At 64.3% G+C, this 26,771-nt stretch carries 25 protein-coding genes; 11 read left to right on the forward strand and 14 right to left on the reverse strand.

From position 1 onward, the window contains the following. Positions 1-7: 7 nt before the first annotated feature. Positions 8-622, reverse strand: coding sequence for an NAD(P)-dependent oxidoreductase (locus LOY42_RS20990; RefSeq protein ID WP_258599125.1), 615 nt, complete (start codon positions 620-622; stop codon positions 8-10). Positions 623-650: 28 nt separating this feature from the next. Further along, positions 651-1,526, reverse strand: a complete 876-nt coding sequence (locus tag LOY42_RS20995; protein WP_258599127.1) for an MBL fold metallo-hydrolase — start codon at positions 1,524-1,526, stop codon at positions 651-653. A 103-nt stretch (positions 1,527-1,629) separates the two neighbouring features. Here LOY42_RS20995 and LOY42_RS21000 point away from each other — a divergent pair, with 103 nt between their 5' ends. Both LOY42_RS21000 and LOY42_RS21005 read left to right on the forward strand, forming a co-directional pair. Next, a complete protein-coding gene (locus tag LOY42_RS21000; RefSeq protein ID WP_258599129.1) occupies positions 1,630-2,538 on the forward strand; it encodes a LysR family transcriptional regulator in 909 nt (302 codons plus the stop codon). 76 nt (positions 2,539-2,614) lie between these two features. Beyond that, the gene (locus LOY42_RS21005) at positions 2,615-2,788 is read left to right on the forward strand and encodes a hypothetical protein (RefSeq protein WP_173862428.1); all 174 of its coding nucleotides are present in this window, start codon (positions 2,615-2,617) and stop codon (positions 2,786-2,788) included. A 6-nt stretch (positions 2,789-2,794) separates the two neighbouring features. Here LOY42_RS21005 and LOY42_RS21010 read toward each other — a convergent pair whose 3' ends face one another. Next, positions 2,795-3,664 carry an oxaloacetate decarboxylase gene (locus LOY42_RS21010; protein WP_258599131.1) on the reverse strand — a complete coding sequence of 290 codons (870 nt, stop codon included), beginning with the start codon at positions 3,662-3,664 and terminating at the stop codon, positions 2,795-2,797. Positions 3,665-3,760: 96 nt separating this feature from the next. Here LOY42_RS21010 and LOY42_RS21015 point away from each other — a divergent pair, with 96 nt between their 5' ends. Together LOY42_RS21015 and LOY42_RS21020 are read left to right on the forward strand one after the other, a co-directional pair. After that, positions 3,761-3,934: a hypothetical protein gene (locus tag LOY42_RS21015; protein WP_258599133.1), complete on the forward strand. Its 174-nt coding sequence runs from the start codon at positions 3,761-3,763 to the stop codon at positions 3,932-3,934. Between the two features lie 132 nt (positions 3,935-4,066). After that, positions 4,067-5,518, forward strand: coding sequence for an MDR family MFS transporter (locus LOY42_RS21020; protein WP_258599135.1), 1,452 nt, complete (start codon positions 4,067-4,069; stop codon positions 5,516-5,518). Positions 5,519-5,669: 151 nt separating this feature from the next. On the opposite strand, the gene ttgR is transcribed toward LOY42_RS21020, so the two are convergent. After that, on the reverse strand, positions 5,670-6,302 hold the full coding sequence (gene ttgR, locus LOY42_RS21025) for an efflux transport transcriptional regulator TtgR (protein WP_023630222.1): 633 nt from the start codon (positions 6,300-6,302) through the stop codon (positions 5,670-5,672). A 258-nt stretch (positions 6,303-6,560) separates the two neighbouring features. Between ttgR and ttgA the strand changes: the two genes are divergently transcribed. The 5 genes from ttgA to LOY42_RS21050 all read left to right on the forward strand — a co-directional run bounded on the left by ttgA (position 6,561) and on the right by LOY42_RS21050 (position 15,051). Beyond that, positions 6,561-7,715: a toluene efflux RND transporter periplasmic adaptor subunit TtgA gene (gene ttgA / locus LOY42_RS21030; protein ID WP_102682766.1), complete on the forward strand. Its 1,155-nt coding sequence runs from the start codon at positions 6,561-6,563 to the stop codon at positions 7,713-7,715. 3 nt (positions 7,716-7,718) lie between these two features. Then, the gene (gene ttgB, locus LOY42_RS21035) at positions 7,719-10,871 is read left to right on the forward strand and encodes a multidrug efflux RND transporter permease subunit TtgB (protein WP_102682767.1); all 3,153 of its coding nucleotides are present in this window, start codon (positions 7,719-7,721) and stop codon (positions 10,869-10,871) included. Then, on the forward strand, positions 10,868-12,313 hold the full coding sequence (locus LOY42_RS21040; RefSeq protein ID WP_046856915.1) for an AdeC/AdeK/OprM family multidrug efflux complex outer membrane factor: 1,446 nt from the start codon (positions 10,868-10,870) through the stop codon (positions 12,311-12,313). Before ttgB ends, LOY42_RS21040 begins: the two co-directional genes overlap by 4 nt. 320 nt (positions 12,314-12,633) lie before the next feature. Then, complete coding sequence (locus tag LOY42_RS21045; protein WP_258599137.1) at positions 12,634-13,887, forward strand: OprD family porin; 1,254 nt, start codon at positions 12,634-12,636, stop codon at positions 13,885-13,887. Between the two features lie 180 nt (positions 13,888-14,067). Then, positions 14,068-15,051, forward strand: coding sequence for a LysR family transcriptional regulator (locus LOY42_RS21050; RefSeq protein WP_258599138.1), 984 nt, complete (start codon positions 14,068-14,070; stop codon positions 15,049-15,051). Here the strand turns inward: LOY42_RS21050 and LOY42_RS21055 are convergent. After that, on the reverse strand, positions 14,951-15,637 hold the full coding sequence (locus LOY42_RS21055) for a Crp/Fnr family transcriptional regulator (RefSeq protein ID WP_258599139.1): 687 nt from the start codon (positions 15,635-15,637) through the stop codon (positions 14,951-14,953). The genes LOY42_RS21050 and LOY42_RS21055 overlap by 101 nt on opposite strands. 92 nt (positions 15,638-15,729) lie before the next feature. On the opposite strand from LOY42_RS21055, the gene LOY42_RS21060 reads away from it, so the two are divergent. After that, positions 15,730-16,254, forward strand: coding sequence for a DUF962 domain-containing protein (locus LOY42_RS21060; protein ID WP_102682772.1), 525 nt, complete (start codon positions 15,730-15,732; stop codon positions 16,252-16,254). Positions 16,255-16,309: 55 nt separating this feature from the next. Here the strand turns inward: LOY42_RS21060 and pcaC are convergent, their stop codons facing one another. From pcaC to pcaR, 9 genes are all read right to left on the reverse strand, one after another. Further along, positions 16,310-16,702 carry a 4-carboxymuconolactone decarboxylase gene (gene pcaC / locus LOY42_RS21065; protein ID WP_070093782.1) on the reverse strand — a complete coding sequence of 131 codons (393 nt, stop codon included), beginning with the start codon at positions 16,700-16,702 and terminating at the stop codon, positions 16,310-16,312. A gap of 10 nt (positions 16,703-16,712) precedes the next feature. Next, entirely contained in the window at positions 16,713-17,504 is a 792-nt protein-coding gene (gene pcaD, locus LOY42_RS21070; RefSeq protein WP_110697642.1) for a 3-oxoadipate enol-lactonase, read from the reverse strand. Positions 17,505-17,516: 12 nt separating this feature from the next. Further along, entirely contained in the window at positions 17,517-18,869 is a 1,353-nt protein-coding gene (locus LOY42_RS21075) for a 3-carboxy-cis,cis-muconate cycloisomerase (protein ID WP_139669429.1), read from the reverse strand. 9 nt (positions 18,870-18,878) lie between these two features. Then, positions 18,879-20,168: an MFS family transporter gene (locus LOY42_RS21080; protein ID WP_102682775.1), complete on the reverse strand. Its 1,290-nt coding sequence runs from the start codon at positions 20,166-20,168 to the stop codon at positions 18,879-18,881. 161 nt (positions 20,169-20,329) lie between these two features. Further along, the gene (gene pcaF / locus LOY42_RS21085; protein WP_177485997.1) at positions 20,330-21,535 is read right to left on the reverse strand and encodes a 3-oxoadipyl-CoA thiolase; all 1,206 of its coding nucleotides are present in this window, start codon (positions 21,533-21,535) and stop codon (positions 20,330-20,332) included. Beyond that, positions 21,532-22,311, reverse strand: a complete 780-nt coding sequence (locus tag LOY42_RS21090) for a CoA-transferase subunit beta (protein ID WP_139669423.1) — start codon at positions 22,309-22,311, stop codon at positions 21,532-21,534. The genes pcaF and LOY42_RS21090 overlap by 4 nt, the downstream gene beginning before the upstream one ends. Next, entirely contained in the window at positions 22,308-23,168 is an 861-nt protein-coding gene (locus LOY42_RS21095; RefSeq protein WP_102682778.1) for a CoA transferase subunit A, read from the reverse strand. Before LOY42_RS21095 ends, LOY42_RS21090 begins: the two co-directional genes overlap by 4 nt. A gap of 181 nt (positions 23,169-23,349) precedes the next feature. Further along, on the reverse strand, positions 23,350-24,696 hold the full coding sequence (locus LOY42_RS21100) for an MFS transporter (protein WP_139669421.1): 1,347 nt from the start codon (positions 24,694-24,696) through the stop codon (positions 23,350-23,352). 416 nt (positions 24,697-25,112) lie between these two features. Beyond that, the gene (gene pcaR, locus LOY42_RS21105) at positions 25,113-25,982 is read right to left on the reverse strand and encodes a pca regulon transcriptional regulator PcaR (RefSeq protein ID WP_102682779.1); all 870 of its coding nucleotides are present in this window, start codon (positions 25,980-25,982) and stop codon (positions 25,113-25,115) included. Between the two features lie 568 nt (positions 25,983-26,550). On the opposite strand from pcaR, the gene LOY42_RS21110 reads away from it, so the two are divergent. Continuing rightward, complete coding sequence (locus LOY42_RS21110) at positions 26,551-26,751, forward strand: hypothetical protein (protein WP_023629966.1); 201 nt, start codon at positions 26,551-26,553, stop codon at positions 26,749-26,751. The last annotated feature ends 20 nt before the right edge of the window (positions 26,752-26,771 follow it).

The following is a 26,771-nucleotide window of genomic DNA, read 5'->3' on the forward strand; positions in this document are numbered from 1 at the left end:
AGACGCCTCAGCAGCCGACCGTGAACCGTGCCCGCGAATGCGCCGGCTTCTCCAGCTCGTCGAGCATGGCGATGGCATAGTCGGCAAAGGTGATCCAGCTCTTGCCGTCGGCGCCGATCAGCAGGTGATCCTTGCCCAGGGTGTAGTGCCCGCTGCGCTCGCCTTCAACGAACTCCGCCGACGGCGACAGGAAGGTCCAGTCCAGGGTCGGCTCCTGGCGCAGCGTATCGAGGAAGCGCACACCGGCATTGGCCTCGGCCTTGTAGGCTTCCGGGAAATCCGGGCTGTCGATCACCCGGTGCCCGGACGGCAGCAGCAGGCTGCCAGCGCCGCCCACCACCAGCAGGCGCTTGACCCCGGCACGCTTGACCGGCTCGATGATCGCGCCAGGCTCGATGGTCGAGAAATGCGCCGCGCTCAGCACCGCGTCACAGCCCGTCACCGCCGCCTGCAAGGCGGCACTGTCCTTGGCATCCAGCGCCTTGACCGTCACACCGTCACGGCCTTGCAACGCACTCGGATTGCGGGCGATGGCCACCACACTGTGGCCCCGACGCAGGGCCTCTTCCAGCAACTGGCTGCCGGCGCGCCCGGTGGCGCCGATGATTGCGATCTTGCTCATGGGAAACACTCCAACAGGTTGAAAGGGGTTACCACTTCATCTCGCCCTTGGCGACCTTGGCGCCCAATTCCAGGGAGCTCTCGTCACCCAGGTTCGGGTAGCGCTGCTGCATCGCCGCGATCAGCGCGGCGGCATTGGCAGCCTTGGCGGTCTCGATTTCGAAATCACCAATGTAGCCGGCGGTAAAGCGCACCGCGTCCAGCGAACGGCTGCTGTCGCCCAGGTAATGCCCCGGGATCACCGTGCGCGGCGCGAGCTGCTCGATGTTCGCCAGGGTCTTCAGCCAGTCGGCGTGGGATTGCGCGGTCTGGGTATCAGCCATCCACACGTGGATGTGCTCGGAAACCACCACGCCACCGACCACTGCCTTGATCGAGGGAATCCAGACGAAGCTGCGGTCCGGCTGCGGACCGTCCAGGCCGACGACCTGCAGTGCCTGGCCTTCCAGTTCCAGGCGATCACCCTGCAATACCTGCGGTACAACCAGACGTGCCGGTTTGTCCGCGCCCATCTGCGGGCCCCAATAGGCCAGCTTGGCATCCATGGTCTTGCGGATATGCTCGACCGTGGCGGCCGAGGCGACTACGCGGGCCTTGGGGAACGCCTGGGTGATGGTGTCCAGGCCAAAGTAGAAGTCCGGGTCGCCATGGCTGACATAGATGGTGGTCAGTTGCTTGCCGCTGGCACGCAGGCGCTCGACCACCTGCTCGGCCTGGGCCTTGCCGAACTGGGCGTCGACCAGGATGGCGTCGTGGGCACCGCTGACGATCACCGAGCTGACCGGGAAGATCGCCGCGTGACCGGGGTTGTAGGCGTCCAGCTTGAGCGGTTCGGCAGCCATGGCCTGGCCGCCGAGGGTAAGGCAGGCCAGCAGCAGGCCGCGAAGGGGCGTGAAGAGAGACATTGCAAGATCCTGTGAGTGGGACGATGGGTGCAAGCTTAGTTGCCCGATCCAATACAAAAAATGCGATGCTTCGACATAGTTTGTTTCTGAAATCGGACAGATCATGGATCGGCTCAACGCCATGCGCGTATTCGTCACCGTCGTCGACCTGGGCAGCCAGTCGGCCGCCGCGGACCACCTGGAACTCTCCAGGCCCGTGGTATCCCGCTACCTGGCGGAGCTGGAGGACTGGGTCGGGGCACGCCTGATGCAACGCACCACCCGCAAGCTCAGCCTGACGGCGGCAGGCCTTGAGACCTTGCCACGTTGTCGGCAGATGCTGGAGCTGGCCGGCGACCTGCAAAGCGCCGTGCGCCAGCCGGACGACGCGCCCCGTGGCGAGCTGCGCATCAGCGTCAGCACCTCGTTCGGCCAAGCCCAGCTGGTGGATGCGCTGGCGGCCTACGTCAAACGCTACCCCGGGGTGAAGGTTGAGCTGCAGATGCTCGACCGCACCATCAACCTGGTGGACGAGCGCATCGACCTGGCGATCCGCACCAGCAACGATGTCGACCCCAACCTCATCGCCCGGCGCCTGAGCGTGTGCCGCTCGGTGGTCTGCGCCAGCCCCGCCTACCTGCGCGAGCACGGTACGCCGGACCGGGTCGAGGCGTTGAGCCAGCACAACTGCCTGACCCACGCCTACTTCGGTCACAGCCTGTGGCATTTCGAGGTGGGCGGGCAGAGCGTCGCCGTGCCGGTGCAGGGCAACATAAGCGCCAACGAGGCCATGACCCTGCAGAAAGCCGCCCTGGCCCATGCCGGCATCGCCATGCTGCCCACCTACCAGGCAGCAGCCGCACTGCGCAGTGGCGAGCTGGTGCGATTGCTGCCGCAAGCCAAGCCGCGGGAACTTACCCTGAATGCGGTGTACACCTCGCGCAAGCACATGCCGGCGACATTGCGCAGCATGCTGGACTTTCTCGCGCAGCGGTTTGGCGACGAACCGGAGTGGGACAAGGGGTTGAGCTGAGTCAAGACGGTGCAGATACGCGCATTGGGCCTATGCTTGAAGGTATCACCTGTTGCACCAACAGGAGGTCCGCACCATGAGTATCAAATCCAGGCGTTGCGCCCTCGTCTTCGCCCTGCTCGCGGTAGCCGGGCTCTATGGCTCGGCCTGCTGGCGGGTGGAGCTGCTACGCAGCCAGCCCAACACGGCCAACAGTTGCGTCCATGAGCATTGCGTTCCCCACAGCGCCACGCTGAGCGCCGTCAGGTAGGTCGGATCACTCCTCGACGCTCATGTACTCTTTCGCCCAGCGAATGTAGTCCTCGGGCTGGGTGTAGGTGTGCGAAAGCTCGGTGGCACCGAGGCTGTCCGACTTGTGCTGCAGGCCACGCTGCTGGCGCAGGCAGTCGTAGGTGGCCTTGATCGCGGCGAAGTAGGCGGCATGGCCGTCAACCACGATACGCACGCCCAGGCGCGCCAGGCGCTCGTCGTCGCGCAGGCTCGGGTTGGCGTAGGTCACCAGCATCAACGGCACGCTCAGGTGCTCGGCAATCTGTTCAAGCTGCGCGAAGTCCTTGACCCCCACCATGCAGATACCATCGGCGCCCGCCTTCTGGTAGCTCTGGGTGCGCACGATGATTTCCTCGGTGGTCAGCACGCCGGCATTGGTGCGCGCAATGATCGCCAGGGCCGAATCGACCCGCGCCTCCAGTGCCGCGCGGATCTTGCCCACGCCCTCCTCCACCGAGATCAGGTCGGTGGACTTGCGACCGAACTGGGCCGGCAGCAAGGTATCCTCGATGGTCAGCGCGGCAACGCCAGCGCGTTCCAGTTCGATCACCGTGCGCATCACGTTGAGCGCATTGCCGTAGCCGTGGTCGGCGTCGGCAAGCACCGGCAACTGGGCGACACGGCCGATACGGGTAGCCTGCTCGACAAACTCGCTCAGGGTGATCAGGGCGAAGTCCGGCGCGGCCAGGACCTGCAGCGAGGCGACCGAACCACCCAGAATGCCGACTTCAAAACCAAGGTCGGCGGCAATACGGGCTGACATCGGGTCGAAGACCGACGCGGTGTGATAGCACGAACCTGAAGCAAGCAGTTCGCGGAAGGCAAAACGCAGATCGTGGTGGGAAGCCTTGGGCATGATCACTCCGCTTGTAATGAGAAATGGTGAACGGCTGACAACCGACCCCTGTATCGGGTCTACCTGACTGTTCCAACCGTCGCCATCAGGGCGGTCATGCTCGACATGCAGGCAGAGGAATATAAGGTGTGGACATACAGCGACGCGAAACCTGTGGAAAATAGTTGCACCAACCTGGTGCAGGCCACGGATTTCAGCCTCTGCGGCCCTGCCACGATATCACGCGGCCATGCAGCGCTGGATGAATGCGCCAATGCCGATCTTGCATAGGGGATGCACGGAGTACATAGGTAGCTATGTAACTCAGGGTACAATGCCCCACCACGAATGAGCCCATCACGGAGCAAGCCCGCTCCCTCGATGCCTCGCGATCGCGCCAGCTCTGACCACAAGGTATCCACCGTGACCGCCGCCCTGCCCCCCACCGTTCTGCGCAGCGTTCTTACCGCCCTGATGCTGGCGATCTTCCTCGGTGCCCTCGACCAGACCATCGTCGCCGTGTCGCTGCCGGCGATCTCCGCCCAGTTCGACGATGTCGGCCTGCTGGCCTGGGTCATCTCTGGCTACATGGTCGCCATGACCATCGCCGTGCCGATCTACGGCAAGCTTGGTGACCTTTATGGGCGGCGGCGCATGATCCTCACCGGCACCGCCCTGTTCACCCTGGCTTCGGTGGCCTGCGGCCTGGCCCAGGACATGCCGCAACTGGTGCTGGCGCGGGTGCTCCAGGGTATCGGTGCGGGTGGCATGGTGTCGGTCAGCCAGGCAATCATCGGCGACTTCGTGCCACCTCGTGAACGCGGCCGCTACCAGGGCTATTTCAGCAGCATGTATGCCCTGGCCAGCGTCGCCGGGCCGGTGCTGGGCGGCTGGCTGACCGAGTACCTGTCCTGGCGCTGGGTGTTCTGGATCAACCTGCCGCTGGGGCTGATCGCGCTGTGGGTGATCCACCGGGCGCTGGACGGGTTGCCGGTCAAGCATCGCCAGGCACAGGTCGACTACCTCGGCGCGGCGCTGATGATCCTCGGTCTGGGTAGCCTGCTGCTGGGCATCACCCTGGTCGGCCAGGGGCATGCCTGGCGGTCGTCCGAGGTCCTGGCGTTGCTGGCCTGCGCACTGCTGGGGCTGACGGCGTTCATAGTCCACGAGCGGCGCTGTCGCGAACCACTGTTGCCTCTGGGCCTGTTCGGCAACCGGGTCGCGGTGCTGTGCTGGTGCGTGATCTTCTTTGCCAGCTTCCAGTCAATCTCGTTGACCATGCTGATGCCCCTGCGCTACCAGGGCATCACCGGTGCCGGCGCCGACAGCGCGGCACTGCACTTGCTGCCGCTGGCCATGGGGCTGCCCATCGGCGCCTTTACCGGTGGACGCATGACCAGCCGCACCGGGCGCTTCAAGCCACAGATCCTCACAGGCGCGCTGTTGATGCCAATGGCCATCGCAGCCATGGCACTGACGCCGCCGCAAGCCTGGTTACAGAGCGCACTGTTCATGCTGCTGACAGGCATTGCCTGCGGCCTGCAATTTCCCACCTCGCTGGTGGGCACGCAAAGCGCGGTGGACAGCAAGGACATCGGCGTGGCGACCAGCACCACCAACCTGTTCCGCTCGCTGGGCGGGGCGATGGGGGTGGCGTGCATGTCCAGCCTGTTGCTGGCGTGGTTGCACCAGGGTGGCTTCGAAGTGCTGGGCAACCCGCTGCTGGGCAGCCTCAAGGCGGGCGAGGCGGATCCGCACACCCAGGCGCGTTTGCTGGAAACCTTCCGCGACCTGTTGCTGGTCAGTGCCGGGGCTTCGCTGATCGGCCTGTTGGCGGCGCTGGCCTTGCCGGACAGACAGTTGCGCGGGCGCTGAAAGGCGTGGGAGCGGGCTTGCCCCGCGATAGCGTCCGCCCAGGCGACATCACGGCCTGAAGGTTGTCATTGCCGGGCAAGACCGCTTCCAGGTTATTAATCCTGCGTTAACCGAAAAGGGATAACACTTCCTCACAATCGTTAACAAAGTGTCATTTGCGCAAGCCAGGGCTCAAGCGCAGCATATCCAGCCCGGTGTCGACCCATTTCTCGACATCGCCCAACAGGTCGAAGCTTTCCGGCAGCAGCAGCCAGCGGCCGATCAGGCCATCCACATAGGCAAACATGGCCACCGCAGCCCGGTCGATCTCGAGCTCGGCAGGCAACTGGCCGCGGCGTACGGCATTACCCAAGGCCAGGGCAATGCTTTGATGACAGTCCAGCACCGCGCCCTGACGCTGCTGGCGAATCTCACACATGTCGTCGGTGAATTCGCACTTGTGATGCAGGATTTCGTTGATACGCCGGGTTCGGGCATCGAGCACCAACTCGTTGAACACTTGCAGCAACAGCTTGCGCATGCAGCCAAGCGGATCGAGCTCATCCTCGCTCTCACTGGCGCGGGCCAGGTGGTCATGGGTCTCGTGCAGGCTGTCGAGCAGCGCCTGCACCAACTCGGCCTTGTTGCTGAAGTGCCAGTAGATCGCCCCGCGAGTGACGCCGGCGAGCTCAGCGATGTCGGCCAGGGTGGTACGCGCTACCCCGCGCTTGTAGAAGGCCTTCTCCGCCGCCTCGATGATCTGGGCGCGGGTTTCCTGGGCTTCTTCTTTGGTTCGACGGACCATGGCAGTACAACCTCATCAGGCCCCGCGCGCTCAATCTGGCGGGCGGGAATCAGGCCGGGGCAGGCTCTTTCAGGGCCGCTCCCGGGTGGATTTGGGCGATAGACGGTGGTCACCCACGACGCACCGGCACTATTTACAAACAACCATGAATGTAAGTATATTCCTTAGCAAGCTATTTATCCACCGGATAGCGTTTTTCTGACAAAGCACTTCCACTATATTCTTGAGCTCCCCTGCTCCTGCGACCCGAGGATCCTCATGCAATTCAAGCCAGCCGTAACCGCCCTGGTTTCCGCCGTGGCCCTGGCAACCCTGCTCAGTGGCTGTAAGAAAGAGGAAGCAGCGCCTGCGCCGCAGGCTCCTCAGGTCGGCGTCGTGACCGTACAACCGCAAGCCTTCACCCTGACCTCGGAACTGCCGGGGCGCACCAGCGCCTACCGTGTGGCCGAGGTCCGCCCACAGGTGAACGGCATCATTCTCAAGCGCCTGTTCAAGGAAGGCAGCGACGTCAAGGAAGGGCAACAGCTCTACCAGATCGACCCAGCCGTCTACGAGGCGAACCTGGCCAACGCCCAGGCCAACCTGCAGGCTACCCGCTCGCTGGCCGAGCGTTACAAGCAACTGATCGACGAGCAGGCCGTCTCCAAGCAGGAATACGATGACGCCAATGCCAAACGATTGCAGGCCGAGGCATCGCTCAAGAGCGCCCAGATCGACCTGCGCTACACCAAGGTGCTGGCCCCGATCAGTGGCCGCGTCGGCCGCTCCTCGGTCACCGAAGGCGCCCTGGTGAACAACGGCCAGACCAACGCCATGGCCACCATCCAGCAGCTCGACCCGATCTACGTCGACGTCACCCAGTCCACCGCCGAGCTGCTCAAGCTGCGCCGTGACCTGGAAAGCGGCCAGTTGCAGAAGGCCGGCGACAACGCCGCCCAGGTTCAGCTGGTGCTGGAAGACGGCAGCCTGTTCAAGCAACAGGGCCGCCTGGAGTTCTCCGAAGTCGCGGTCGACGAGACCACCGGTTCCGTCACTCTGCGCGCGATCTTCCCCAACCCCGACCACACCCTGCTGCCCGGCATGTTCGTGCATGCGCGGCTCAAGGCCGGCGTCAACGCCAACGCCATCCTGGCCCCGCAACAGGGCGTGACCCGTGACCTCAAGGGTGCGCCGACCGCGCTGGTGGTCAACCAGGAGAACAAGGTCGAACTGCGCCAGCTCAAGGCCAGCCGCACCCTGGGCAGTGACTGGCTGATCGAGGAAGGCCTGAACCCGGGCGACCGTCTGATCACCGAAGGGCTGCAGTTCGTGCGACCAGGCGTCGAGGTCAAGGTCAGCGAAGCCACCAACGTCAAGAAGCCGGCCAGCGCTGCTCAGGCCAACACGGCCAAAGCTGACGCCAAAGCGGAGTAAACCATGTCGAAGTTCTTTATCGATCGCCCGATCTTCGCCTGGGTGATCGCCCTGGTGATCATGCTGGTCGGCGCCCTGTCGATCCTGAAGCTGCCGATCAACCAGTACCCGAGCATCGCCCCGCCGGCCATCGCCATCTCCGTGACCTACCCGGGCGCCTCGGCGCAGACCGTGCAGGACACCGTGGTGCAGGTGATCGAGCAGCAGCTCAACGGGATCGACAACCTGCGTTATGTGTCGTCGGAAAGTAACTCCGACGGCAGCATGACCATCACCGCCACCTTCGAGCAGGGCACCAACTCGGACACCGCGCAGGTCCAGGTACAGAACAAGCTGAACCTGGCCACCCCGCTGTTGCCGCAGGAAGTGCAGCAGCAAGGTATCCGCGTCACCAAGGCAGTGAAGAACTTCCTGCTGGTGATCGGCCTGGTGTCCGAAGACGGCAGCATGACCAAGGACGACCTGGCCAACTACATCGTCTCCAACATGCAGGACCCGATCTCGCGGACCGCAGGCGTGGGCGACTTCCAGGTGTTCGGTGCGCAGTACGCCATGCGTATCTGGCTGGATCCGGCCAAGCTGAACAAGTTCCAGCTGACCCCGGTCGACGTGCGCACTGCGGTCGCCGCGCAGAACGTGCAGGTATCCTCCGGCCAGCTCGGCGGCCTGCCGGCGCTGCCAGGTACCCAGCTCAACGCCACCATCATCGGCAAGACCCGTCTGCAGACCGCCGAGCAGTTCGAGAAGATCCTGCTCAAGGTCAATGCCGACGGTTCCCAGGTACGCCTGGGCGACGTGGCCCAGGTTGGCCTGGGCGGCGAAAACTACGCCATCAGCGCCCAGTACAACGGCAAGCCGGCCTCGGGCCTGGCGGTCAAGCTGGCCACCGGCGCCAACGCCCTGGATACCGCCAAGGCGCTGCGCACGACCATCAGCGGCCTCGAGCCGTTCTTCCCACCGGGGGTGAAGGCAGTGTTCCCGTATGACACCACCCCGGTGGTCACCGAATCGATCAGCGGGGTAATCCACACCCTGATCGAAGCGGTGGTCCTGGTGTTCCTGGTGATGTACCTGTTCCTGCAGAACTTCCGCGCCACCATCATCACCACCATGACCGTACCGGTGGTATTGCTGGGTACCTTCGGCATCCTCGCCGCCGCCGGCTTCAGCATCAACACCCTGACCATGTTCGCCATGGTCCTGGCCATCGGCCTGCTGGTGGACGATGCCATCGTCGTGGTGGAGAACGTCGAGCGGGTGATGTCCGAGGAAGGACTGCCGCCCAAGGAGGCGACCAAGCGCTCCATGGAGCAGATCCAGGGCGCCCTGGTGGGTATCGCCCTGGTATTGTCGGCGGTACTGCTGCCGATGGCCTTCTTCGGCGGTTCCACCGGTGTGATCTATCGCCAGTTCTCCATCACCATCGTCTCGGCCATGGGCCTGTCGGTGCTGGTCGCGCTGATCTTCACCCCGGCCTTGTGCGCCACCATGCTCAAGCCATTGAAGAAGGGCGAGCACCATGTGGCCAAGCGCGGCTTCTTCGGCTGGTTCAACCGCAATTTCGACCGCAGCGTCGTCGGCTATGAGCGGAGCGTCGGCACCATCCTGCGCAACAAGATCCCGTTCCTGCTGGCCTACGCGCTGATCGTAGTCGGCATGATCTGGCTGTTCGCGCGCATTCCGACCGCATTCCTGCCAGAGGAAGACCAGGGCGTGCTGTTCGCCCAGGTACAGACCCCGGCCGGCTCCAGTGCCGAGCGCACCCAGGTGGTGGTCGACCAGATGCGCGAGTACCTGCTCGACAAGGAAGCCGATACCGTGGCATCCGTGTTCACCGTCAACGGCTTCAATTTCGCCGGCCGCGGCCAGAGCTCGGGCATGGCATTCATCATGCTCAAGCCTTGGGGCGAGCGCTCGAAGGAGAACAGCGTGTTCGCTCTCGCCCAGCGCGCGCAGATGCACTTCTTCAGCTTCCGCGACGCGATGGTGTTCGCCTTCGCCCCGCCGGCGGTACTCGAACTGGGTAACGCCACCGGCTTCGACGTGTTCCTCCAGGACCGCGCCGGGGTCGGCCATGCAAAACTGATGGAAGCACGCAACCAGTTCCTGGCCAAGGCCGCGCAGAGCAAGATCCTCAGCGCCGTGCGTCCGAACGGCCTGAACGACGAGCCGCAGTACCAGCTCACCATCGACGACGAACGCGCCAGCGCCCTGGGCGTGACCATCGCCGACATCAACAACACCTTGTCGATCGCCCTGGGCGGTAGCTACGTCAACGACTTCATCGACCGTGGCCGGGTCAAGAAGGTCTACATCCAGGGTGCGCCAAACGCCCGGATGAGCCCGGAAGACCTGCAGAAGTGGTACGTGCGCAACGGCAAGGGCGAGATGGTGCCGTTCTCCTCGTTCGCCAAGGGCGAATGGAGCTATGGCTCGCCGAAGCTGTCGCGCTACAACGGCGTGGAAGCGGTCGAGATCCTCGGTACCCCGGCGCCGGGCTACAGTACCGGTGAGGCCATGGCCGAAGTCGAACGCATCGCCGGCGAACTGCCAACCGGCATCGGCTTCTCCTGGACCGGCATGTCCTACGAGGAAAAACTCTCCGGCTCGCAAATGCCGGCGCTGTTCGCCCTCTCGGTGCTGTTCGTGTTCCTCTGCCTGGCGGCGCTGTACGAAAGCTGGTCGATCCCGATCGCGGTCGTGCTGGTGGTGCCATTGGGTATCATCGGTGCCCTGCTCGCCACCAGCCTGCGCGGCTTGTCCAACGACGTGTACTTCCTGGTCGGCCTGCTGACCACCATCGGCCTGGCGGCGAAGAACGCCATCCTGATCGTCGAGTTCGCCAAAGAGCTGCACGAACAGGGCAAAAGCCTGTACGACGCAGCCATCGAGGCCTGCCGCATGCGTCTGCGCCCGATCATCATGACCTCGCTGGCGTTCATCCTCGGCGTGGTACCGTTGACCATCGCCAGCGGCGCTGGTGCCGGTAGCCAGCACGCCATCGGCACCGGTGTGATCGGCGGCATGATCAGCGCCACCGTGCTGGCCATCTTCTGGGTACCGCTATTCTTCGTCGCAGTGTCGTCGCTGTTCGGCAGCAAAGAGCCGAAAGAACACGCCACCCCTGAAACTCCACGTTATGAGGCTGGGCAATGACCAAGTCTTTGTTGTCCCTGGCGGTAACCGCCTTCATCCTCGGCGGTTGCTCGCTGATCCCCGACTACCAGACGCCCGAGGCGCCGGTGGCCGCGCAGTGGCCGCAAGGCCCTGCGTACTCGCCGACCCAATCGGCCGACGTCGCTGCGGCCGAACAGGGCTGGCGCCAGTTCTTCCACGACCCGGCGCTGCAGCAACTGATCCAGACGTCGCTGGAAAACAACCGCGACCTGCGGGTCGCGGCGCTGAACATCGACGCCTACCGCGCGCAGTACCGCATCCAGCGCGCCGACCTGCTGCCGGCGGTTTCCGCCAATGGCAGCGGCAGCCGCCAGCGGATGCCGGCGAACATGTCGCAGACCGGCGAATCCACCATCAGCAGCCAGTACTCGGCCACCCTGGGTGTCAGCGCCTATGAGCTGGACCTGTTCGGCCGGGTGCGCAGCCTGACCCAGCAGGCCTTGGAAACCTACCTGTCCAGCGAACAGGCGCGCCGCTCCACGCAGATCAGCCTGGTGGCCAGCGTGGCCAACGCCTACTACACCTGGCAAGCCGACCAGGCGCTGCTGAAGCTGACCGAGGAAACGCTCAAGACGTACGAAGAGAGCTACAACCTCACCCGCCGCAGCAATGAGGTGGGTGTCGCCTCGGCCCTGGACCTGAGCCAGGCGCGCACTGCCGTCGAAGGCGCACGCGTCAAGCTGTCGCAGTACCAGCGCCTGGTCGCCCAGGACCTGAACAGCCTCACCGTGCTGGTAGGTACCGGCGTGCCGGCCAACCTGCCCAAGCCGCTGGAGCTCAATGCCGACCAGCTGGCCGAAGTGCCGGCCGGCCTGCCGTCCGACATCCTGCAGCGCCGCCCTGATATCCAGGAGGCCGAGCACCTGCTCAAGGCCGCCAACGCCAACATCGGCGCGGCGCGGGCCGCGTTCTTCCCGAGCATCAGCCTGACCGCCAACGCCGGCACCCTGAGCCCGGACATGGGCGGGCTGTTCAAGGGCGGTTCGGGCACCTGGCTGTTCCAGCCGCAGATCAACCTGCCGATCTTCAACGCCGGCAGCCTGCGGGCCAGCCTGGACTACTCGAAGATCCAGAAGGACATCAACGTCGCCAAGTACGAAAAGACCATCCAGACCGCCTTCCAGGAAGTCGCCGATGGCCTGGCCGCACGCAAGACGTTCGAAGAGCAGCTGCAGGCCCAGCGTGACCTGGTGGCCGCCAACCAGGACTACTACCGCCTGGCCGAGCGCCGCTACCGCATCGGTATCGACAGCAACCTGACCTTCCTCGATGCCCAGCGCAACCTGTTCAGCGCCCAGCAGTCGCTGATCGGTGATCGCCTGTCGCAGCTGGTCAGCGAGGTCAACCTGTACAAGGCCCTCGGCGGCGGCTGGTACGAGCAGACCCAGCAGCAAGCCTCGATCCAGACACCGAAAGGCTGACTGGACCGGTAACGGCACCAAGCCCACCCTCGCGGTGGGCTTTTTGTTGCCCGTACAGGCCTCATCGCGGGGCAAGCCCGCTCCCACGTTGCTCTTCAACCTGGAGAATCGCGTGGGAGCGGGCTTGCCCCGCGATGCCAGTCGATCAACATTACGTTCGATAATCGCCCCGTTCCGCGATCCACGAATTGCCTAGCCCCCACCCTCCCCCGCACCATCGCCTGCGCAACGTTGCACAAGTTCTCTCTAAAGATGCCTACCCCTGCGGCCGCACCCGCAGCGACCCGGCTCGCCCAATAAAAACAAGAGATCCACGACAGATGAGCACTTTGCAACCCGCACGCCAGCTGCTGCCCGGCCTGTTGGCCCTGTCCTGCGCCCTGCCCGGCGTGGCCGCCGAAGGTGGCTTCCTGGAAGACGCCAAGGCCAGCCTCAACCTGCGCAACTTCTACATCAACCGCAACTTCGTCGACCCGGCCAACCCCCAGGGCAAAGCCGAGGAATGGACCCAGAGCTTGATTCTCGACGCCCGCTCCGGCTTCACCCAGGGCACCGTCGGTTTCGGCATCGATGTGCTGGGGCTCTACTCGGTCAAGCTCGATGGCGGCAAGGGTACAGCCGGCACCCACCTGCTGCCGGTGCATGACGACGGTCGCCCGGCGGATGATTTCGGCCGCCTGGGGGTGGCGTTCAAGACGCGCCTGTCGCAGACCGAGCTCAAAGTAGGCGAGTGGATGCCGGTGCTGCCGATCCTGCGTTCGGACGATGGCCGCTCGCTGCCGCAGACGTTCCGCGGCGGTCAGCTCACCTCGAAGGAGATCGACGGCCTGACCCTGTACGCCGGCCAGTTCCGCGGCAACAGCCCGCGCAACGATGCGAGCATGGAAGACATGTTCATGCAGGGGCGCGCCGGTATCACCTCCGACCGCTTCAACTTCGCCGGCGGCGAATACAGCTTCAACGACAAACGCACGATGGTCGGCCTGTGGGATGCCCGGCTAAAAGACATTTATCGCCAGCAGTATCTGAACCTGGTGCACAGCCAGCCGTTGGGCGACTGGACCTTGGGCGCCAATCTGGGCTACTTCCTCGGCAAGGAGGATGGCAGCGCCCGCGCCGGCGACCTGGACAACCGCACCGTCTCGGCCATGCTCTCGGCGCGATATCAAGGCCACACCTTCTATATCGGCCTGCAGAAGGTCAGTGGCGATGACGCCTGGATGCGTGTCAACGGCACCAGTGGCGGCACGCTGGCCAACGACAGTTACAACGCCAGCTTCGACAATGCCAAGGAGCGCTCCTGGCAACTGCGTCACGACTTCAATTTCGTCACCGTCGGCATCCCCGGCCTGACCTTGATGAACCGCTACATCAAAGGCGACAACGTGCATGCCGGAGGGGTGGACGATGGCAAGGAGTGGGCCCGGGAGACCGAGCTGGCCTACGTGGTGCAGGCCGGGACCTTCAAGGACCTGTCGGTGAAGTGGCGCAATTCGACCATGCGCAGGGATTTCAGCAGCAACGCGTTCGATGAGAACCGCCTGATTGTCAGCTATCCGTTCAATCTCCTTTGAGGCCATCGCGGGGCAAGCCCGCTCACGCCTGCACAATGCAGGAGCGGCGTGGGCTTGCCCGCGATGGGACCTGCCGTCCGGCAAATAACCAGAAGACATATCCAAATCAAATAACATTCTTTGACGCTATATGTAACAAGCCGCTAAAACCAAGCTCTGATCCCGCACCAGAGCCCGAGCATGGACCTCCGCCAACTGCGCTATTTCATCGCCCTCATCGAATACCGCAGTTTCGTCCGCGCCGCCGATGCCATGGGCATCACCCAACCCGCCTTCAGCCGCGCAATCCAGAACCTCGAACATACCTTTGGTTGCGCCCTGGTCGATCGTGCCAGCAAGGCATTGCCCCCCACCCCCGAGGGCCAAGTGGTGTTGCAACATGCCCGTCGCCTGGTCCAGGGCGCCGCGCAACTGAACCATGACGTCCTGCAGATGACCAAGCTCGATGCCGGAGAGCTGCACTTCGGCAGCGGCCCGGCCCTGGCCGTGCGCCTGGTGCCCCAGGCCCTGCAACATTTTATCGGGGCTCATCCCGGCATCCGCACCGACTTGCTGGTGGACAACGCCGAGCGCCTGGGCCAGGCCCTGCGTCGCGAGCAGATCGAGTTCTTCGTCGATGACGTACGTCCCTTCGAGGCCGATCCCTACTTCCACACCGAGGCACTGTCCCCGCGTCCAGGCCTGTTCTTCTGCCGTCCCGGGCACCCACTGCTGGCAAAGGACAGCCTGTCGACCAACGACCTGTTCACCTACCCACTGGCCAGCGCCCTGCTCGCTCCCGGTGTGCGCAAACGCCTGGCCAACCTCAGCGGGCGCAATGACTTCACCCCGCACCTGCAGACCGAACACCTGGCAGTGCTGCGCAACGTGGTAATGGCCAGCGACGCCATCGGCACGGCCAGCGAAGAAGCAGTGGCCGAGGACCTGGCCGCCGGCCATCTGGTGCGTCTGCACTGGCGCAACCTGCCGCCGGGCATGGAAGTGCTCAGCGTGCGCTGCGGGGTAGTTAGCCGCAGCGGTTATCGCCTGTCACCGGCGGCGCGGGCGATGATCGATACCCTGGTCAGCCTTGATGCTGCCCCATCGCCCGCAGACGTGGCGCATCGACAATCTCCACCTCGCCATAGCCCAGGCGCACCACGCCGGCCTGTTCGAGGCTCCTGAGGATCTGGTTGATGGTCTGGCGCGACAGCGACAGCATCAGGGCCAACTGTTCCTGGGACACTTGCAACCGCCATTGGGCAACATCGCGCTCACCGTAGCCTTCGGCCATCTGCAACAGGCGCTGCGCCACCCGCGGCGCGGCGGCCAGCAGGCTCTGCTGCTCGAGGGCGACGAACACCCAGCGCAACTTCTGGCTCATCAGCAGGGCCAGGTCGCGCCAGTGCTCTGGCTGGCACGCCAACCATTCCAGCAACGGCGCCTGGGGAATCCACAGCAGGCGTGTCGGCCCCTCGGCATAGGCGTCATGGGTGCGCGGCTGGCCATCGAACAGGCTGATCTCGCCGAACCAATGGGGTGACTCGACCAGCGTCAGCAACGCCTCCTTGCCTGCGCTGCTGACCGCTCCGACCCGCATCGCCCCTTCGAGTACCGCATACAGGCCACACGGCGCATCGCCACGCTGGAACAGACGCTGCCCCGCTGCCAGTTCACGCGGACGGCCCAGGGCCAGCAGACTATCCTGAACGGTAACGGGCAATTGCCGGAACCATTGGCCATGCAGCAGTTGAGTGCGCGGATCGTGCATGGCACCTCGCAAAGCGAACTCTGTCGGCCAGGCGACAGACGACGATGAATGAACAGGGGCAAGCTGTGCTCACCCCTGATGGAGGAACAACAATGAAAAACCTCGTCGAGCACCTGAGTCAATACGCGGCCTACCACCGCGATCCACGGAACATCGCCACCCACTTCATCGGCATTCCGCTGATCGTGCTGGCCGTGGCCGTGCTGCTGTCACGCCCAGGTTGGGACGTGGCGGGGCTGTGGCTGTCGCCAGCGCTGCTGCTGGCGCTCTGGTCGGTGTGGTTCTACCTGCGCCTGGACCTGCGCTTCGGCCTGGTGATGGGGCTGCTGCTGGGATTGTGCCTATGGGCCGGCCAGGCACTGGCCGTGCAGAGTACCGGGCTGTGGTTGAGTGCCGGGCTAGGTGCGTTCGTGGTGGGGTGGATCATCCAGTTCGTCGGACATGCCTACGAAGGGCGCAAGCCGGCATTCGTCGATGACCTGAGCGGGCTGATCGTCGGGCCGCTGTTCGTGGTGGCGGAGCTGGCGTTCATGGCTGGCTTGTGTGGCGAACTGAAAAAGGCCGTGGAGGCCAATGCCGGGCCTGTCGCCGTTCGCCAGAAGAAAGCAGTCGTGTGAAGTAATCGCGGGGCAAGTCGCATCGGTGCGCCGATGCGACTTGCCCCGCGATGCGTTACTGCCTGGACTCCACCCCCAGTTCATCCCACACCGACTCGGCCAGATGGAACGTGGCATTGGCCGCCGGGATCCCGCAGTAGATCGCGCTCTGCATGATCACTTCCTTGATCTCCTCACGCGTCACGCCGTTGTTGGCGGCTGCGCGCAGGTGAAGTTTGAGCTCGTCGTTGCGGTTCATGCCGATCAGCATGGCGATGGTGATCAGGCTGCGGGTGTGCCGGGGCAGGCCGGGGCGGGTCCAGATATCGCCCCAGGCGTGCCGGGTGATCATCTCCTGGAACTCGCCGTTGAAGTCATTGAGCTTTTCCAGGCTGCGGTCCACGTGGGCATCGCCGAGCACCGCGCGGCGCACCTGCATGCCGGCATCGTAACGTTGTTTCTCATCCATGGCAGGTTCCTCAGCGGGCCAGCAGGAAATCGAGCACACGGGCGCTGAAGGCCGCGCCGATCTCGACGTTGGACAGGTGCGCCGCCGGGAATTCGGCATAGGTCGCGTTGACGATGCGGCGCTGCATGAAGCGGCCATGCTCAGGCGTGGTCACCACGTCCGCAGAGCCCGCCACCACCAGCGTCGGCACCTGGATGCGCCCCAGCTGTTCGCGGTAATCGGCATCACGTACCGCCGCGCAGTTGGCGGCATAGCCTTCTGGATTGGTGCGCGCGAGCATCTGGCAGATGCGCTGGGCCTCGTCCGGCCGCGCCTGGGCGAAGGCCGGGGTGAACCAACGGGCGATGGAGCCGTCGCGCAGGTCCGCCATGGCCTGCTGGCCACCCTTGAGCACCGCGTCGATGCGGGAGTTCCAGACCTCGTCGTTGGCGATTTTTGCCGCAGTGTTGCACAGGGTCAGGCTGTGCAGGCGCTGGCCGGCGTTGATGCCCAGCCACTGGCCGATCAGGCCGCCCATGGACAGGCCGACGAAGTGTGCATGCTCGATGTCCAGCGCCTCGAGCAGGGCCAGCACGTCGCCCCCCAGCTGCTCGATGCTGTAGGGGCCTTGAGTGACCAGCGAGCCGCCATGGCCACGGGTGTCGTAGCGCAGCACGCGAAAGTGTTCGCTCCAGGCGGGAATCTGCTCATCCCACATGCCCAGGTCGGTGCCCAGGGAGTTGGAGAGCACCAGCACCTGCGCATCGGCCGGGCCATCGAGTTGGTAGTTCAGTACGCCATCGGCCAGTTGCAAATGCGCCACAGCGGTCTCCTTTCAGGCAGTGAAACGTTGATGTTCGGCCACGGCGCGCGCCACCCAGACGCGGGCCTGGCCCAGGTAATGGGTGGGGTCGAGCAAGCGGTCGAGCTCCTCGCCGGACAACTCGGCGTTGACCTGCGGCTCATCACCAAGCACTGCACGCAGATGGCGCCCTTCGGCCACGGCGCGCTGGCAGCACTGCTCCAGCAGGTGATGGGCCCGGTCGCGGCCCAGGCGCTGGGCGAGGACAATACTGACCGCCTCGGCCAGCACCAGGCCCTGAGTGAGGTCGAGGTTGCTGCGCATGCGTTCGGCGTCCACCTCCATGCCCTCGGCGATCACCTGGGCCTGACGCAGGGCACCGGAGACCAGGCAGCAGATCTCCGGCAGGGTTTCCCACTCGGCATGCCACAGGCCAAGGCTGCGTTCGTGCTCCTGGGGCATCGCGCTGAACAAGGTCGAGAGCAGCCCGGGCACACGGGTGGCGGCGCTGATCAACACCGCCGCCCCGACCGGATTGCGCTTGTGCGGCATGGTCGAGGACCCGCCCTTGCCCGGCGCGGCGGGTTCGAACAACTCGCCCGCCTCGGTCTGCATCAGCAGGCTGACGTCACGGCCGAACTTGCCCAGGCTGCCGGCGACCAGGCCCAGCACCGAGGCAAACTCCACCAGGCGGTCACGCTGGGTGTGCCACGGCTGTTCGGGCAAGGACAGCTTCAGTTGCGCGGCCAGGGCCTCGGCCACCGGCAGCGCTTTGCTGCCCAGCGCCGCCAGGCTGCCGGAAGCGCCACCAAACTGCAGCACCAGCAGGCGCGGACGCAGTTCCTTGAGGCGTTGGCGATGGCGGGTCAGGGCACCGAGCACACCCGCCAGCTTCATGCCCAGTGTCACCGGCGTGGCATGCTGCAACCAGGTCCGCCCCACCAGCGGTGTGTCGGCATGCTGCAAAGCCTGCTGCGCCAGGGTGTCGGCCAGCTTGCCAAGATCGTTTTCGAGCAATCCCAGGGCATCGCGCAGTTGCAGTACCAGGCCACTGTCCATCGCATCCTGGCTGGTGGCGCCCAGATGCACGTAGCGCTCGGCCTCAGGTACGCCACTGGCGACCACCTTGCCCAGGGCCTTGACCAACGGGATCGCCGAATTGCCGGCCACCGCTATGGCGTCGGCCAGCGCCCGGGCATCGTAGCGCTCGGCCTTGCAGGCCGCCTCGATGGCAGCCACCGCCGTGTGCGGCACCAGCCCGGCGGCCGCCTCGGCGCGAGCCAGGGCCGCCTCGAAGTCGAGCATGCCCTGCAACCGGCCCCGGTCGGAGAAAACCTCGCGCATGGCCGGGGCGGTGAAGTAGGCGTCGAACAGTTGGTTGCTCATGCAACGTCCTTAGTGATCGTGGTGCAGGTACGCCGCCTGCTTCGGCAGGCGCAGGCTGAACAGGAAGGCCACCGCCATCATGGCGGTTACGTACCAGTAGAAGGTGTTCTCCATGCCCAAGGTTTTCAAGCCCAGTGCCACGTATTCGGCCGAGCCGCCGAACACCGCGTTGGCCACGGCGTAGGCCAGCCCCACGCCCAATGCGCGAACCTGTGGCGGAAACATCTCGGCCTTCACCAGGCCGCTGATGGAGGTGTAGAAGCTGACGATGCACAAGGCCAGGCTTACCAGCACGAAGGCCATGAACGGGCTGGTCACGGTCTTCAGCGCCATCAGCAAGGGTACGGTGAAGAGCGTCCCCAGGGCGCCAAACAGCAGCATCGAGTTACGCCGGCCGATGCGGTCGGAGAGCATGCCGAACAGCGGCTGCAGGATCATGAACAGGAACAGCGCGCCGGTCATGACGAAACTGGCACTCTTGGCATTCATGCCGGCGGTGTTGACCAGGTACTTCTGCATGTAGGTGGTGAAGGTATAGAAGATCAGCGAACCGCCGGCGGTGTAGCCCAGTACGGTGATGAACGCGGCGGCGTGATTGCGAAACAGCCCACTGATGCTACCGGCATCCTTGTCCTGGCGGGTCTCTGCGCTGCTGGTCTCCTTCAGCGAACGGCGCAGCATCAGCGAGATCAACGCGGCAATGGCACCGACCACGAACGGGATGCGCCAGCCATAGGCGCGCAGTTCGTCCTCGGTGAGCAGTTGTTGCAGGATCACCACCACCAGCACCGCCAGCAACTGGCCGCCGATCAGGGTGACGTACTGGAACGAGGCGAAGAAACCGCGCTGGCCACGCAGCGCCACTTCACTCATGTAGGTGGCGGTGGTGCCGTACTCACCGCCCACCGACAGCCCCTGGATCAGCCGCGCCAGGAGCAGCAGCGCTGGCGCCCAGGTGCCGATGCTGGCGTAGGTGGGCAGGCAGGCGATGATCAGCGAGCCGCCGCACATCATCAGCACCGAGATCATCAGCGAGTTCTTGCGCCCGTGACGGTCGGCCAGGCGGCCGAAGATCCAGCCACCGATGGGGCGCATCAGGAAGCCCGCGGCGAACACACCGGCGGTGTTGAGCAACTGCACCGTGGGGTCGTCGGAGGGGAAGAAAGCCGGGGCGAAATAGATGGCGCAGAAGGCGTAGACATAGAAGTCGAACCATTCCACCAGGTTGCCCGACGAGGCGCCGACGATGGCGAAGATACGCTTGCTGCGTTCTTCGCCGGTGTAATAGGTTGAGGTCATGGTGCGTTTGCTCCTGGAGGGTCACAGGTAATTCTAGACATACCTGGTTACACACTCGTTCCGCCTTGCCCGTGCGTCATTGCTAACGGCCTCATCTCGGGGCAAGGCCGCTCCCACGCTGCCTGGCAGGCATGCTCGTGCGAGCGGAGGGTTCCAAAGGATCAGATCCTTTCTATGGCCAACGCCAACCCCTGCCCAACGCCCACGCACATGGTCGCCAGGCCCTTGCGCCCGCCGCTCTTCTCCAACTGATGCAACGCCGTCAGCACCAGACGTGCCCCGCTCATGCCCAGCGGATGCCCCAGGGCAATTGCGCCACCATTGGGGTTCACCTGCGGTGCATCGTCTGCCACACCCAGCTCGCGCAGCACTGCCAGGCCCTGGCTGGCAAAGGCTTCATTGAGTTCGATGACATCGAAGTCGGCCACGGCAATGCCAAGGCGCTCGGTCAGCTTGCGCACCGCGGGCACCGGGCCGATACCCATCACCCGTGGCGCCACACCAGCGCTGGCCATGCCCAGCACCCGGGCACGTGGGGTCAGACCGTGCGTCTTCACCGCCTCGGCCGAAGCCAGAATCAGCGCGGCGGCACCGTCGTTGACACCCGAGGCGTTGCCAGCGGTAACGGTCTTGTCCGGGCCGTTGACCGGCTTGAGCTTGGCCAGCGCCTCCAGCGTGGTCTGCGGGCGCAAATGTTCGTCGTGCTCGACCACCGTCTCACCCTTGCGGTGCTGGATACGCACCGGGACGATTTCCTCGGCGAAAAAGCCGGCGGCCTGCGCGGCGGCAGCCTTCTGCTGGCTGCGCAGGGCGAAGGCATCCTGGTCGGCACGCGATACCTGGTAATCATCGGCGACGTTGTCGGCGGTCTCGGGCATCGAGTCCACACCGAACTGGGCCTTCATCAACGGATTGACGAAGCGCCAGCCGATGGTGGTGTCCTCGAGCTTCATGTTGCGCGAGTAGCCGCTCTCGGCCTTGCCCATCACGAACGGTGCGCGGGACATCGACTCGACGCCACCGGCAATCGCCAGCTCCATCTCGCCGCTGGCGATGGCCCGGAAGGCGCTGCCAACGGCGTCCATGCCCGAGGCGCACAGGCGGTTGAGGGTCACGCCTGGGACGCTGTGCGGCAAGCCGGCCAGCAACAGCGCCATGCGCGCCACGTTACGGTTGTCCTCGCCGGCCTGGTTGGCACAGCCGAAGAACACTTCGTCGAGCTGATCCCATTGCACATCCGGGTTGCGCTCGATCAGCGCCTTGAGCGGCACTGCCGCCAGGTCGTCGGCGCGCACGCAGGCCAAGGCCCCGCCGAAACGGCCGATAGGAGTACGCACAGCATCGCAGATAAAGACGTCTCGCATCAGGCTTCTCCTGCCGTCTGGCCATGGGCGGCGGCGGTGCGCGCTTCGAGGTCGCGCAGGGCGGACAGTTCTACCTCGCTCGGAGCCGTGGTTTGCCGCACGTCGTCGGCGAAGCGGATCGCCCAGCCAGTGGCAGCGATGATCTGCTCGCGGGTCACGCCTGGGTGGATCGAGGTGACCACGAACTCATGGGTACCCGCCTCCGGCTCCATGATGCACAGGTCGGTGATGATGCCGACCGGACCTTCACCCGGCAGCCCCAGGCGCTGACGTGAATCGCCGCCTTCGCCATGCCCCACCGAGGTGATGAAGTCGAGCTTGTCGACGAAGGCCCGCGGCGACTGCTTGAGGATGATCAGCACCTGCTTGGCGGAACCGGCGATCTCCGGGGCGCCGCCGGCACCTGGCAGCCGGGTCTTCGGCGCGTGGTAGTCACCGACCACGGTGGTGTTGATATTGCCGAAGCGGTCAACCTGGGCAGCGCCGAGGAACCCTACATCGATGCGCCCACCCTGCAGCCAGTAACGGAAGATCTCACCGGTAGGCACCACGGTGTCGGCGGTCTCGGCCAGCTCGCCGTCACCGATGGACAACGGCAGCACGCTGGGCTTGGCACCGATCGGACCGGACTCGTAGATCAACACCACGTCGGGCGACGAGGTCAGACGCGCCAGGTTGGCGGCCTTGGAAGGCAGTCCGATGCCGACGAAGCAGACGGCGCCATTGCGCAGGCGACGGGCGGCGGCGACGGTCATCATTTCGGAAGTGGAGTAGCTCATTGCGCGGCCTCCGCGGTGCTGGCCAGCCTGGCCTGGAATTCGGTGAAGTCGGCGGTGCCACGGATATAGGTGTCGACCCAGGCGGTGAACGATTCACGGTTGCGGGCAATCGGGTCCCAGGCCTGGTAGAAGCGGTTGTCGCGCTCGTAGTAGCCGTGGGCGTATGAAGGGTGGGCGCCGCCAGGCACCAGGCATACCGCGCTGAGGGCCCATGTGGGCAGCACACAGGCATTCATCGGCGCCTGCAGGTCATCGACGATCTCCTCGACGGTGACGATGCAGCGCTTGGCTGCCAGCGCCGCTTCCTTCTGCACACCGAGGATGCCCCACAGCAACACATTGCCCTTGCGATCGGCCTTCTGCGCATGGATCACGGTGACGTCCGGGCGCACGGACGGTACCGCGGCAAGTACTTCACCAGTGAATGGGCAAGTGACGGACTTGATCAGCGGGTTGACCTTTGGCAGATCGGAACCGGCGTAGGCGCGCAGCACCGCGAATGGCAGGCCGGAGGCACCGGCGACATAGGCGTTGGCCAGGTCGGCGTGGCTGTGCTCCTCGATCTCGATCGCGTGGGGCCACTGTTTCTCCACCGCGTCGCGCAGGCGATGCAGCGAGCCCACGCCCGGGTTGCCGCCCCAGGAGAAGATCAATTTGCGCGCGCAACCGGCGCCGATCAGCTGGTCGTAGATCAGATCCGGGGTCATGCGCACCAGGGTCAGGTCGCGCTTGCCCTGGCGGATGATCTCGTGGCCGGCGGCGGTCGGGATCAGGTGGGTGAAACCTTCGAGGGCGACACTGTCGCCATCCTGGATGAACTGCTTCACGGCCTCGTGAAGCGAGAGGATTGCTGCCATTGGAGACTCCTGGTCAGGTCGAGTCGGGTCAGTGAGCAGCGGGCCGATGCATCGCTGCGATGGGCCCAGATTATGGAGACTGAGGGGGTTATCTCAATCCGATAATCGCACTTTTGTGCGATTATCGAACCATTTGTTACCCTGCTATTTATACGATCCTGCAGGAGCGAGCCACCAGACCTCAGGTCGCATCCGAGTGGCTGACCAACCCTTTCACCACGACAGCCACCGCGGCCAATGCCGCCGGCACCAGCAGTGCCGTCAGCACCTGCTCGAAATTCCAGCCCAACCCCAGCAGCGTAGCCCCGCTCCAGGCGCCGAGAATCGCGCCGAAGCGGCCGATCCCGAGCATCCAGGAAACGCCTGTGGCACGGCCTTGGGTCGGATAGAAGCGCGCCGCCAGCGAGGGCATGGCCGATTGCGCGCCGTTCACGCACATGCCGGCAACCAGCACCAAGGTCGCCAGCAAGGTGATGTTGCCCAGGCTCTGTCCAACGGCGTAGGCGAACACACCTGCCAGCAAGTAGAAGATGCCGATCACCTTGTGCGGGTTGAAGCGGTCCATGGCCCAACCCACTGCCACCGCGCTGAGCACCCCGCCAAACTGGAACAATGCGCCGATAAAGGCGGCCTGCTCCATGCTTGCGCCGCTGTCTCGCATCAGTGTCGGCAGCCAGCTGGTCAGCAGGTAGACGATCACCAGGCCCATGAAATAGGTCAGCCACAGCAATACGGTGCCCAGGCCATAGGTACCCGAGAAGATCACCGCAAACACGTTGCGCGCCGCCACCGCCTTCTGTTCCGGCACGCTGAAGCTCGATGCCTGGGCCACCTGTTCAGGATTGATCGGCGCCAGGGTCTTGCGCACCTTGTCGGCGCCGCGGTTGCGCACCACAAGGAATCGCGCCGACTCCGGCAACCAGGCCAAGAGCACCACTGCCAGCAGCAGTGGCAGGACACCGCCGATCACCAGCAGGCTGTGCCAGCCATATGCCGGGATCAGCTTGGCCGAAATGAAACCGCCGCCGGCCATGCCCAGGTTGAAGCCACAGAACATGCTGGTCACCAGCAGCGACTTGAGGCGCTCCGGAGTGTATTCCGACAGCAAGGTGGTGGCGTTGGGCATGCCAGCCCCAAGGCCCAGACCGGTCAGAAAGCGCAACACCAGCAATTGGTCGACATTGCTCGCGTAGGCCGAGGCCAGACTGAAGCCACCGAACACCAATACCGCGCCCACCAGCACGCCCTTGCGTCCGAAGCGGTCGGCCAGCGGGCCGGAGCCGAGGGCGCCGAACACCATGCCGATCAGCGCGGCGCTCATCACCGGGCCGAGGCTGGCCCGGTCGATGCCCCATTCCTGAGACAGTGCCGGGGCGATGAAGCCCATGGCGGCGGTGTCCAGGCCGTCGAGGAAGACGATCAGGAAACACAGGATCACCACCCGCCATTGATAACGGGACAGCGGCTGGGCATTGATGAAGGATTGGACGTCGAGGCAGTTGCCGACAGCGGATTGTGGCTTGTTCATTATTGTTATCCGGGAGTTGGGCGCAGGCAGGCTACCGCGCAGGGCGGATGCACTGGAACAGAAAACAGCGGATAGGTCGGCCGTGCTCAGCCGGAGCGCAGCAGCACCGTGCGCGGGTGCGACCGCGACAGCGAAGGGACAGTGGTCATGGGGATGCCCTCGGGCCTGTTGTTATTATCCGGTCGGCGCAGCCGACAGGTGCGACAGACATTAATCAGCGGGCGTGGGCGGCGCAATTCGTCGAGAGCGACACTGTGCGTTTATCGAACAGGAAACGGTATGGCGTGTTCAACGTTTCCGCGTATGAGCAACTGTCTTGTGTTGTTCGTAATCGCCTCATCGCTGGCAAGCCAGCTGAGCACGGTCGGTGTGGGAGCCAGCTTGCCGGCAATGGGGCGCAACGCGCCCCGGCGGGCTCAGCCAAATAGCTGATGGCACAAGTCCCTGCTGGCCGCCAGCAGGATCGGCAGGAAACGCTGCTCCAGTTCCCCGCGGCTGACGCGGCCGACATGGGTACTGACATTCAGCGCCGCCAGCACTTGACCCGACGCGTCATAGATCGGCACGGCAATCGAACGCAAGCCTTGCTCCAGTTCCTGATCCACCACGCACCAGCCCTGCTCACGCACCTGCTGGATACACGCGAACAACGAGGCCGGGTCATGCAGGGTACGGCTGGTACGGGCCTTGAGGTCGGCGCGTTCCAGGTATTCGTGCAGACTGGCATCGTCCAGTGCCGCCAGCAGGATACGGCCCATCGAAGTGCAATAGGCCGGCAAACGCCCACCGACCGAGAGGTCCACCGAGATCAGCCGTTCGACCGTGGCGGAGCGCGCAATATAAAGGATGTCATCGCCTTCCAATGTGGCCATGTTGGCCGCTTCGTGGAGCTGGTCGCTGATGCGATCCAGGTAAGGCTGGGCCGACACCGCCAATGGCGTGGATGACAGGTAGGCATGACCAAGGGTCAACACTTTGGGCAACAGCGAATAGGTACGCCCGTCAGTGGTCGCGTAACCCAGCTTCATCAGGGTATGCAGGCAGCGCCGCACCGCGGCCCGCGGAATCTCCGTTCGATGGCTGATCTGGGCGATGGTCAGGTGGCGCTTGCGCTCCTGGAAGGCTTGGATCACTGCCAGGCCACGGGCCAGGGAGGTCATGAAGTCAGGGTCACCGGTGAATGCCTGGATACGCTTGGCAGCCGACGCCACGATCGGGGGTGCCAGGGTGGGGCTGGTACTGCGTGCGGGCTCGTTGGCTGACTGGCCGCTGGTTTCTTCGCTCATGGACATGCCTCAAAAAAATCGCTACCTCGTGCGATTATCGAACGAACGGCCGATAATCGCAATTGACCGCTGACACTTTTACTTATACCTTTCCCCTGCCACATGTGGCTTCTTTGGAGAGACTGGTCAGGTACCCACCGTAGAAGTCCCAGGCAACGGCCTCGCCCCTCAGCGAGGCCGTTTTCATTTCTGACGGTAGACGGCGAACTTGCTTGGCACATCGGCTTGAACCTTTTGAATGCCGGCACGACAAAGGGTTTATAGACTGCACAATAAACTTCAGGTCTATTGTCAGTTGCAGGTAAAGAACGATAGCCTTCAACCGGGCGATTGCTATAATTGCCGATGTTGATTGCAAGCACCGTTTAACGGATCCAATCGACGCACTTTCGTTGCCTTGCGACTGCCAGCCCCTGTCTTTGCAGTGGTTTGCCGTGCGCTGCACAGCAGCTTGCCAACTCATGCATTGCCATTTCGGTGCAATGAATTGTTGGGCTTGCCGACATATCCGCATTCTGCGTGTGTATTTAAAGGCTGACGCCCCACTTCAACCTATTCAGGTATTACTGTGACGAAAGAAGAACTGCGCGCGGAACTCGAGCGCCAGGCTGAACGTTACAAGGATGTTTACGGTGGTGAAGTCACCACGTATGCCGCACAACCCGACCCGGAACGCAAACCTTGGCGTAAGCGTGCCAGCGTTCTCGACCAGGCGTTCGCCCAGGAAATCGAGAAGATCGAAAAGGAGCTGCGCAGCGACGACAATTGAAGCCGCTCAGTGCCAATGCG

Source organism: Pseudomonas sp. B21-023 (assembly GCF_024749165.1).
Lineage (GTDB): Bacteria > Pseudomonadota > Gammaproteobacteria > Pseudomonadales > Pseudomonadaceae > Aquipseudomonas.

What these genes read in the sequence shown, in the direction of transcription:
- LOY42_RS21050 (WP_258599138.1), top strand. Translation starts at nt 14,068, where the DNA reads ATGGACCTCCGCCAACTGCGCTATTTCATCGCCCTCATCGAATACCGC.
- LOY42_RS21015 (WP_258599133.1), top strand. Translation starts at nt 3,761, where the DNA reads ATGCTCGACATGCAGGCAGAGGAATATAAGGTGTGGACATACAGCGAC.
- pcaC (WP_070093782.1), bottom strand. Translation starts at nt 16,702, where the DNA reads ATGGATGAGAAACAACGTTACGATGCCGGCATGCAGGTGCGCCGCGCG.
- LOY42_RS21095 (WP_102682778.1), bottom strand. Translation starts at nt 23,168, where the DNA reads ATGGCAGCAATCCTCTCGCTTCACGAGGCCGTGAAGCAGTTCATCCAG.
- LOY42_RS20990 (WP_258599125.1), bottom strand. Translation starts at nt 622, where the DNA reads ATGAGCAAGATCGCAATCATCGGCGCCACCGGGCGCGCCGGCAGCCAG.
- LOY42_RS21010 (WP_258599131.1), bottom strand. Translation starts at nt 3,664, where the DNA reads ATGCCCAAGGCTTCCCACCACGATCTGCGTTTTGCCTTCCGCGAACTG.
- LOY42_RS21040 (WP_046856915.1), top strand. Translation starts at nt 10,868, where the DNA reads ATGACCAAGTCTTTGTTGTCCCTGGCGGTAACCGCCTTCATCCTCGGC.
- LOY42_RS21045 (WP_258599137.1), top strand. Translation starts at nt 12,634, where the DNA reads ATGAGCACTTTGCAACCCGCACGCCAGCTGCTGCCCGGCCTGTTGGCC.
- LOY42_RS21075 (WP_139669429.1), bottom strand. Translation starts at nt 18,869, where the DNA reads ATGAGCAACCAACTGTTCGACGCCTACTTCACCGCCCCGGCCATGCGC.
- LOY42_RS20995 (WP_258599127.1), bottom strand. Translation starts at nt 1,526, where the DNA reads ATGTCTCTCTTCACGCCCCTTCGCGGCCTGCTGCTGGCCTGCCTTACC.
- LOY42_RS21055 (WP_258599139.1), bottom strand. Translation starts at nt 15,637, where the DNA reads ATGCACGATCCGCGCACTCAACTGCTGCATGGCCAATGGTTCCGGCAA.
- LOY42_RS21080 (WP_102682775.1), bottom strand. Translation starts at nt 20,168, where the DNA reads ATGACCTCAACCTATTACACCGGCGAAGAACGCAGCAAGCGTATCTTC.
- LOY42_RS21100 (WP_139669421.1), bottom strand. Translation starts at nt 24,696, where the DNA reads ATGAACAAGCCACAATCCGCTGTCGGCAACTGCCTCGACGTCCAATCC.
- LOY42_RS21060 (WP_102682772.1), top strand. Translation starts at nt 15,730, where the DNA reads ATGAAAAACCTCGTCGAGCACCTGAGTCAATACGCGGCCTACCACCGC.
- LOY42_RS21005 (WP_173862428.1), top strand. Translation starts at nt 2,615, where the DNA reads ATGAGTATCAAATCCAGGCGTTGCGCCCTCGTCTTCGCCCTGCTCGCG.
- ttgR (WP_023630222.1), bottom strand. Translation starts at nt 6,302, where the DNA reads ATGGTCCGTCGAACCAAAGAAGAAGCCCAGGAAACCCGCGCCCAGATC.
- LOY42_RS21090 (WP_139669423.1), bottom strand. Translation starts at nt 22,311, where the DNA reads ATGAGCTACTCCACTTCCGAAATGATGACCGTCGCCGCCGCCCGTCGC.
- ttgA (WP_102682766.1), top strand. Translation starts at nt 6,561, where the DNA reads ATGCAATTCAAGCCAGCCGTAACCGCCCTGGTTTCCGCCGTGGCCCTG.
- pcaR (WP_102682779.1), bottom strand. Translation starts at nt 25,982, where the DNA reads ATGAGCGAAGAAACCAGCGGCCAGTCAGCCAACGAGCCCGCACGCAGT.
- ttgB (WP_102682767.1), top strand. Translation starts at nt 7,719, where the DNA reads ATGTCGAAGTTCTTTATCGATCGCCCGATCTTCGCCTGGGTGATCGCC.
- LOY42_RS21000 (WP_258599129.1), top strand. Translation starts at nt 1,630, where the DNA reads ATGGATCGGCTCAACGCCATGCGCGTATTCGTCACCGTCGTCGACCTG.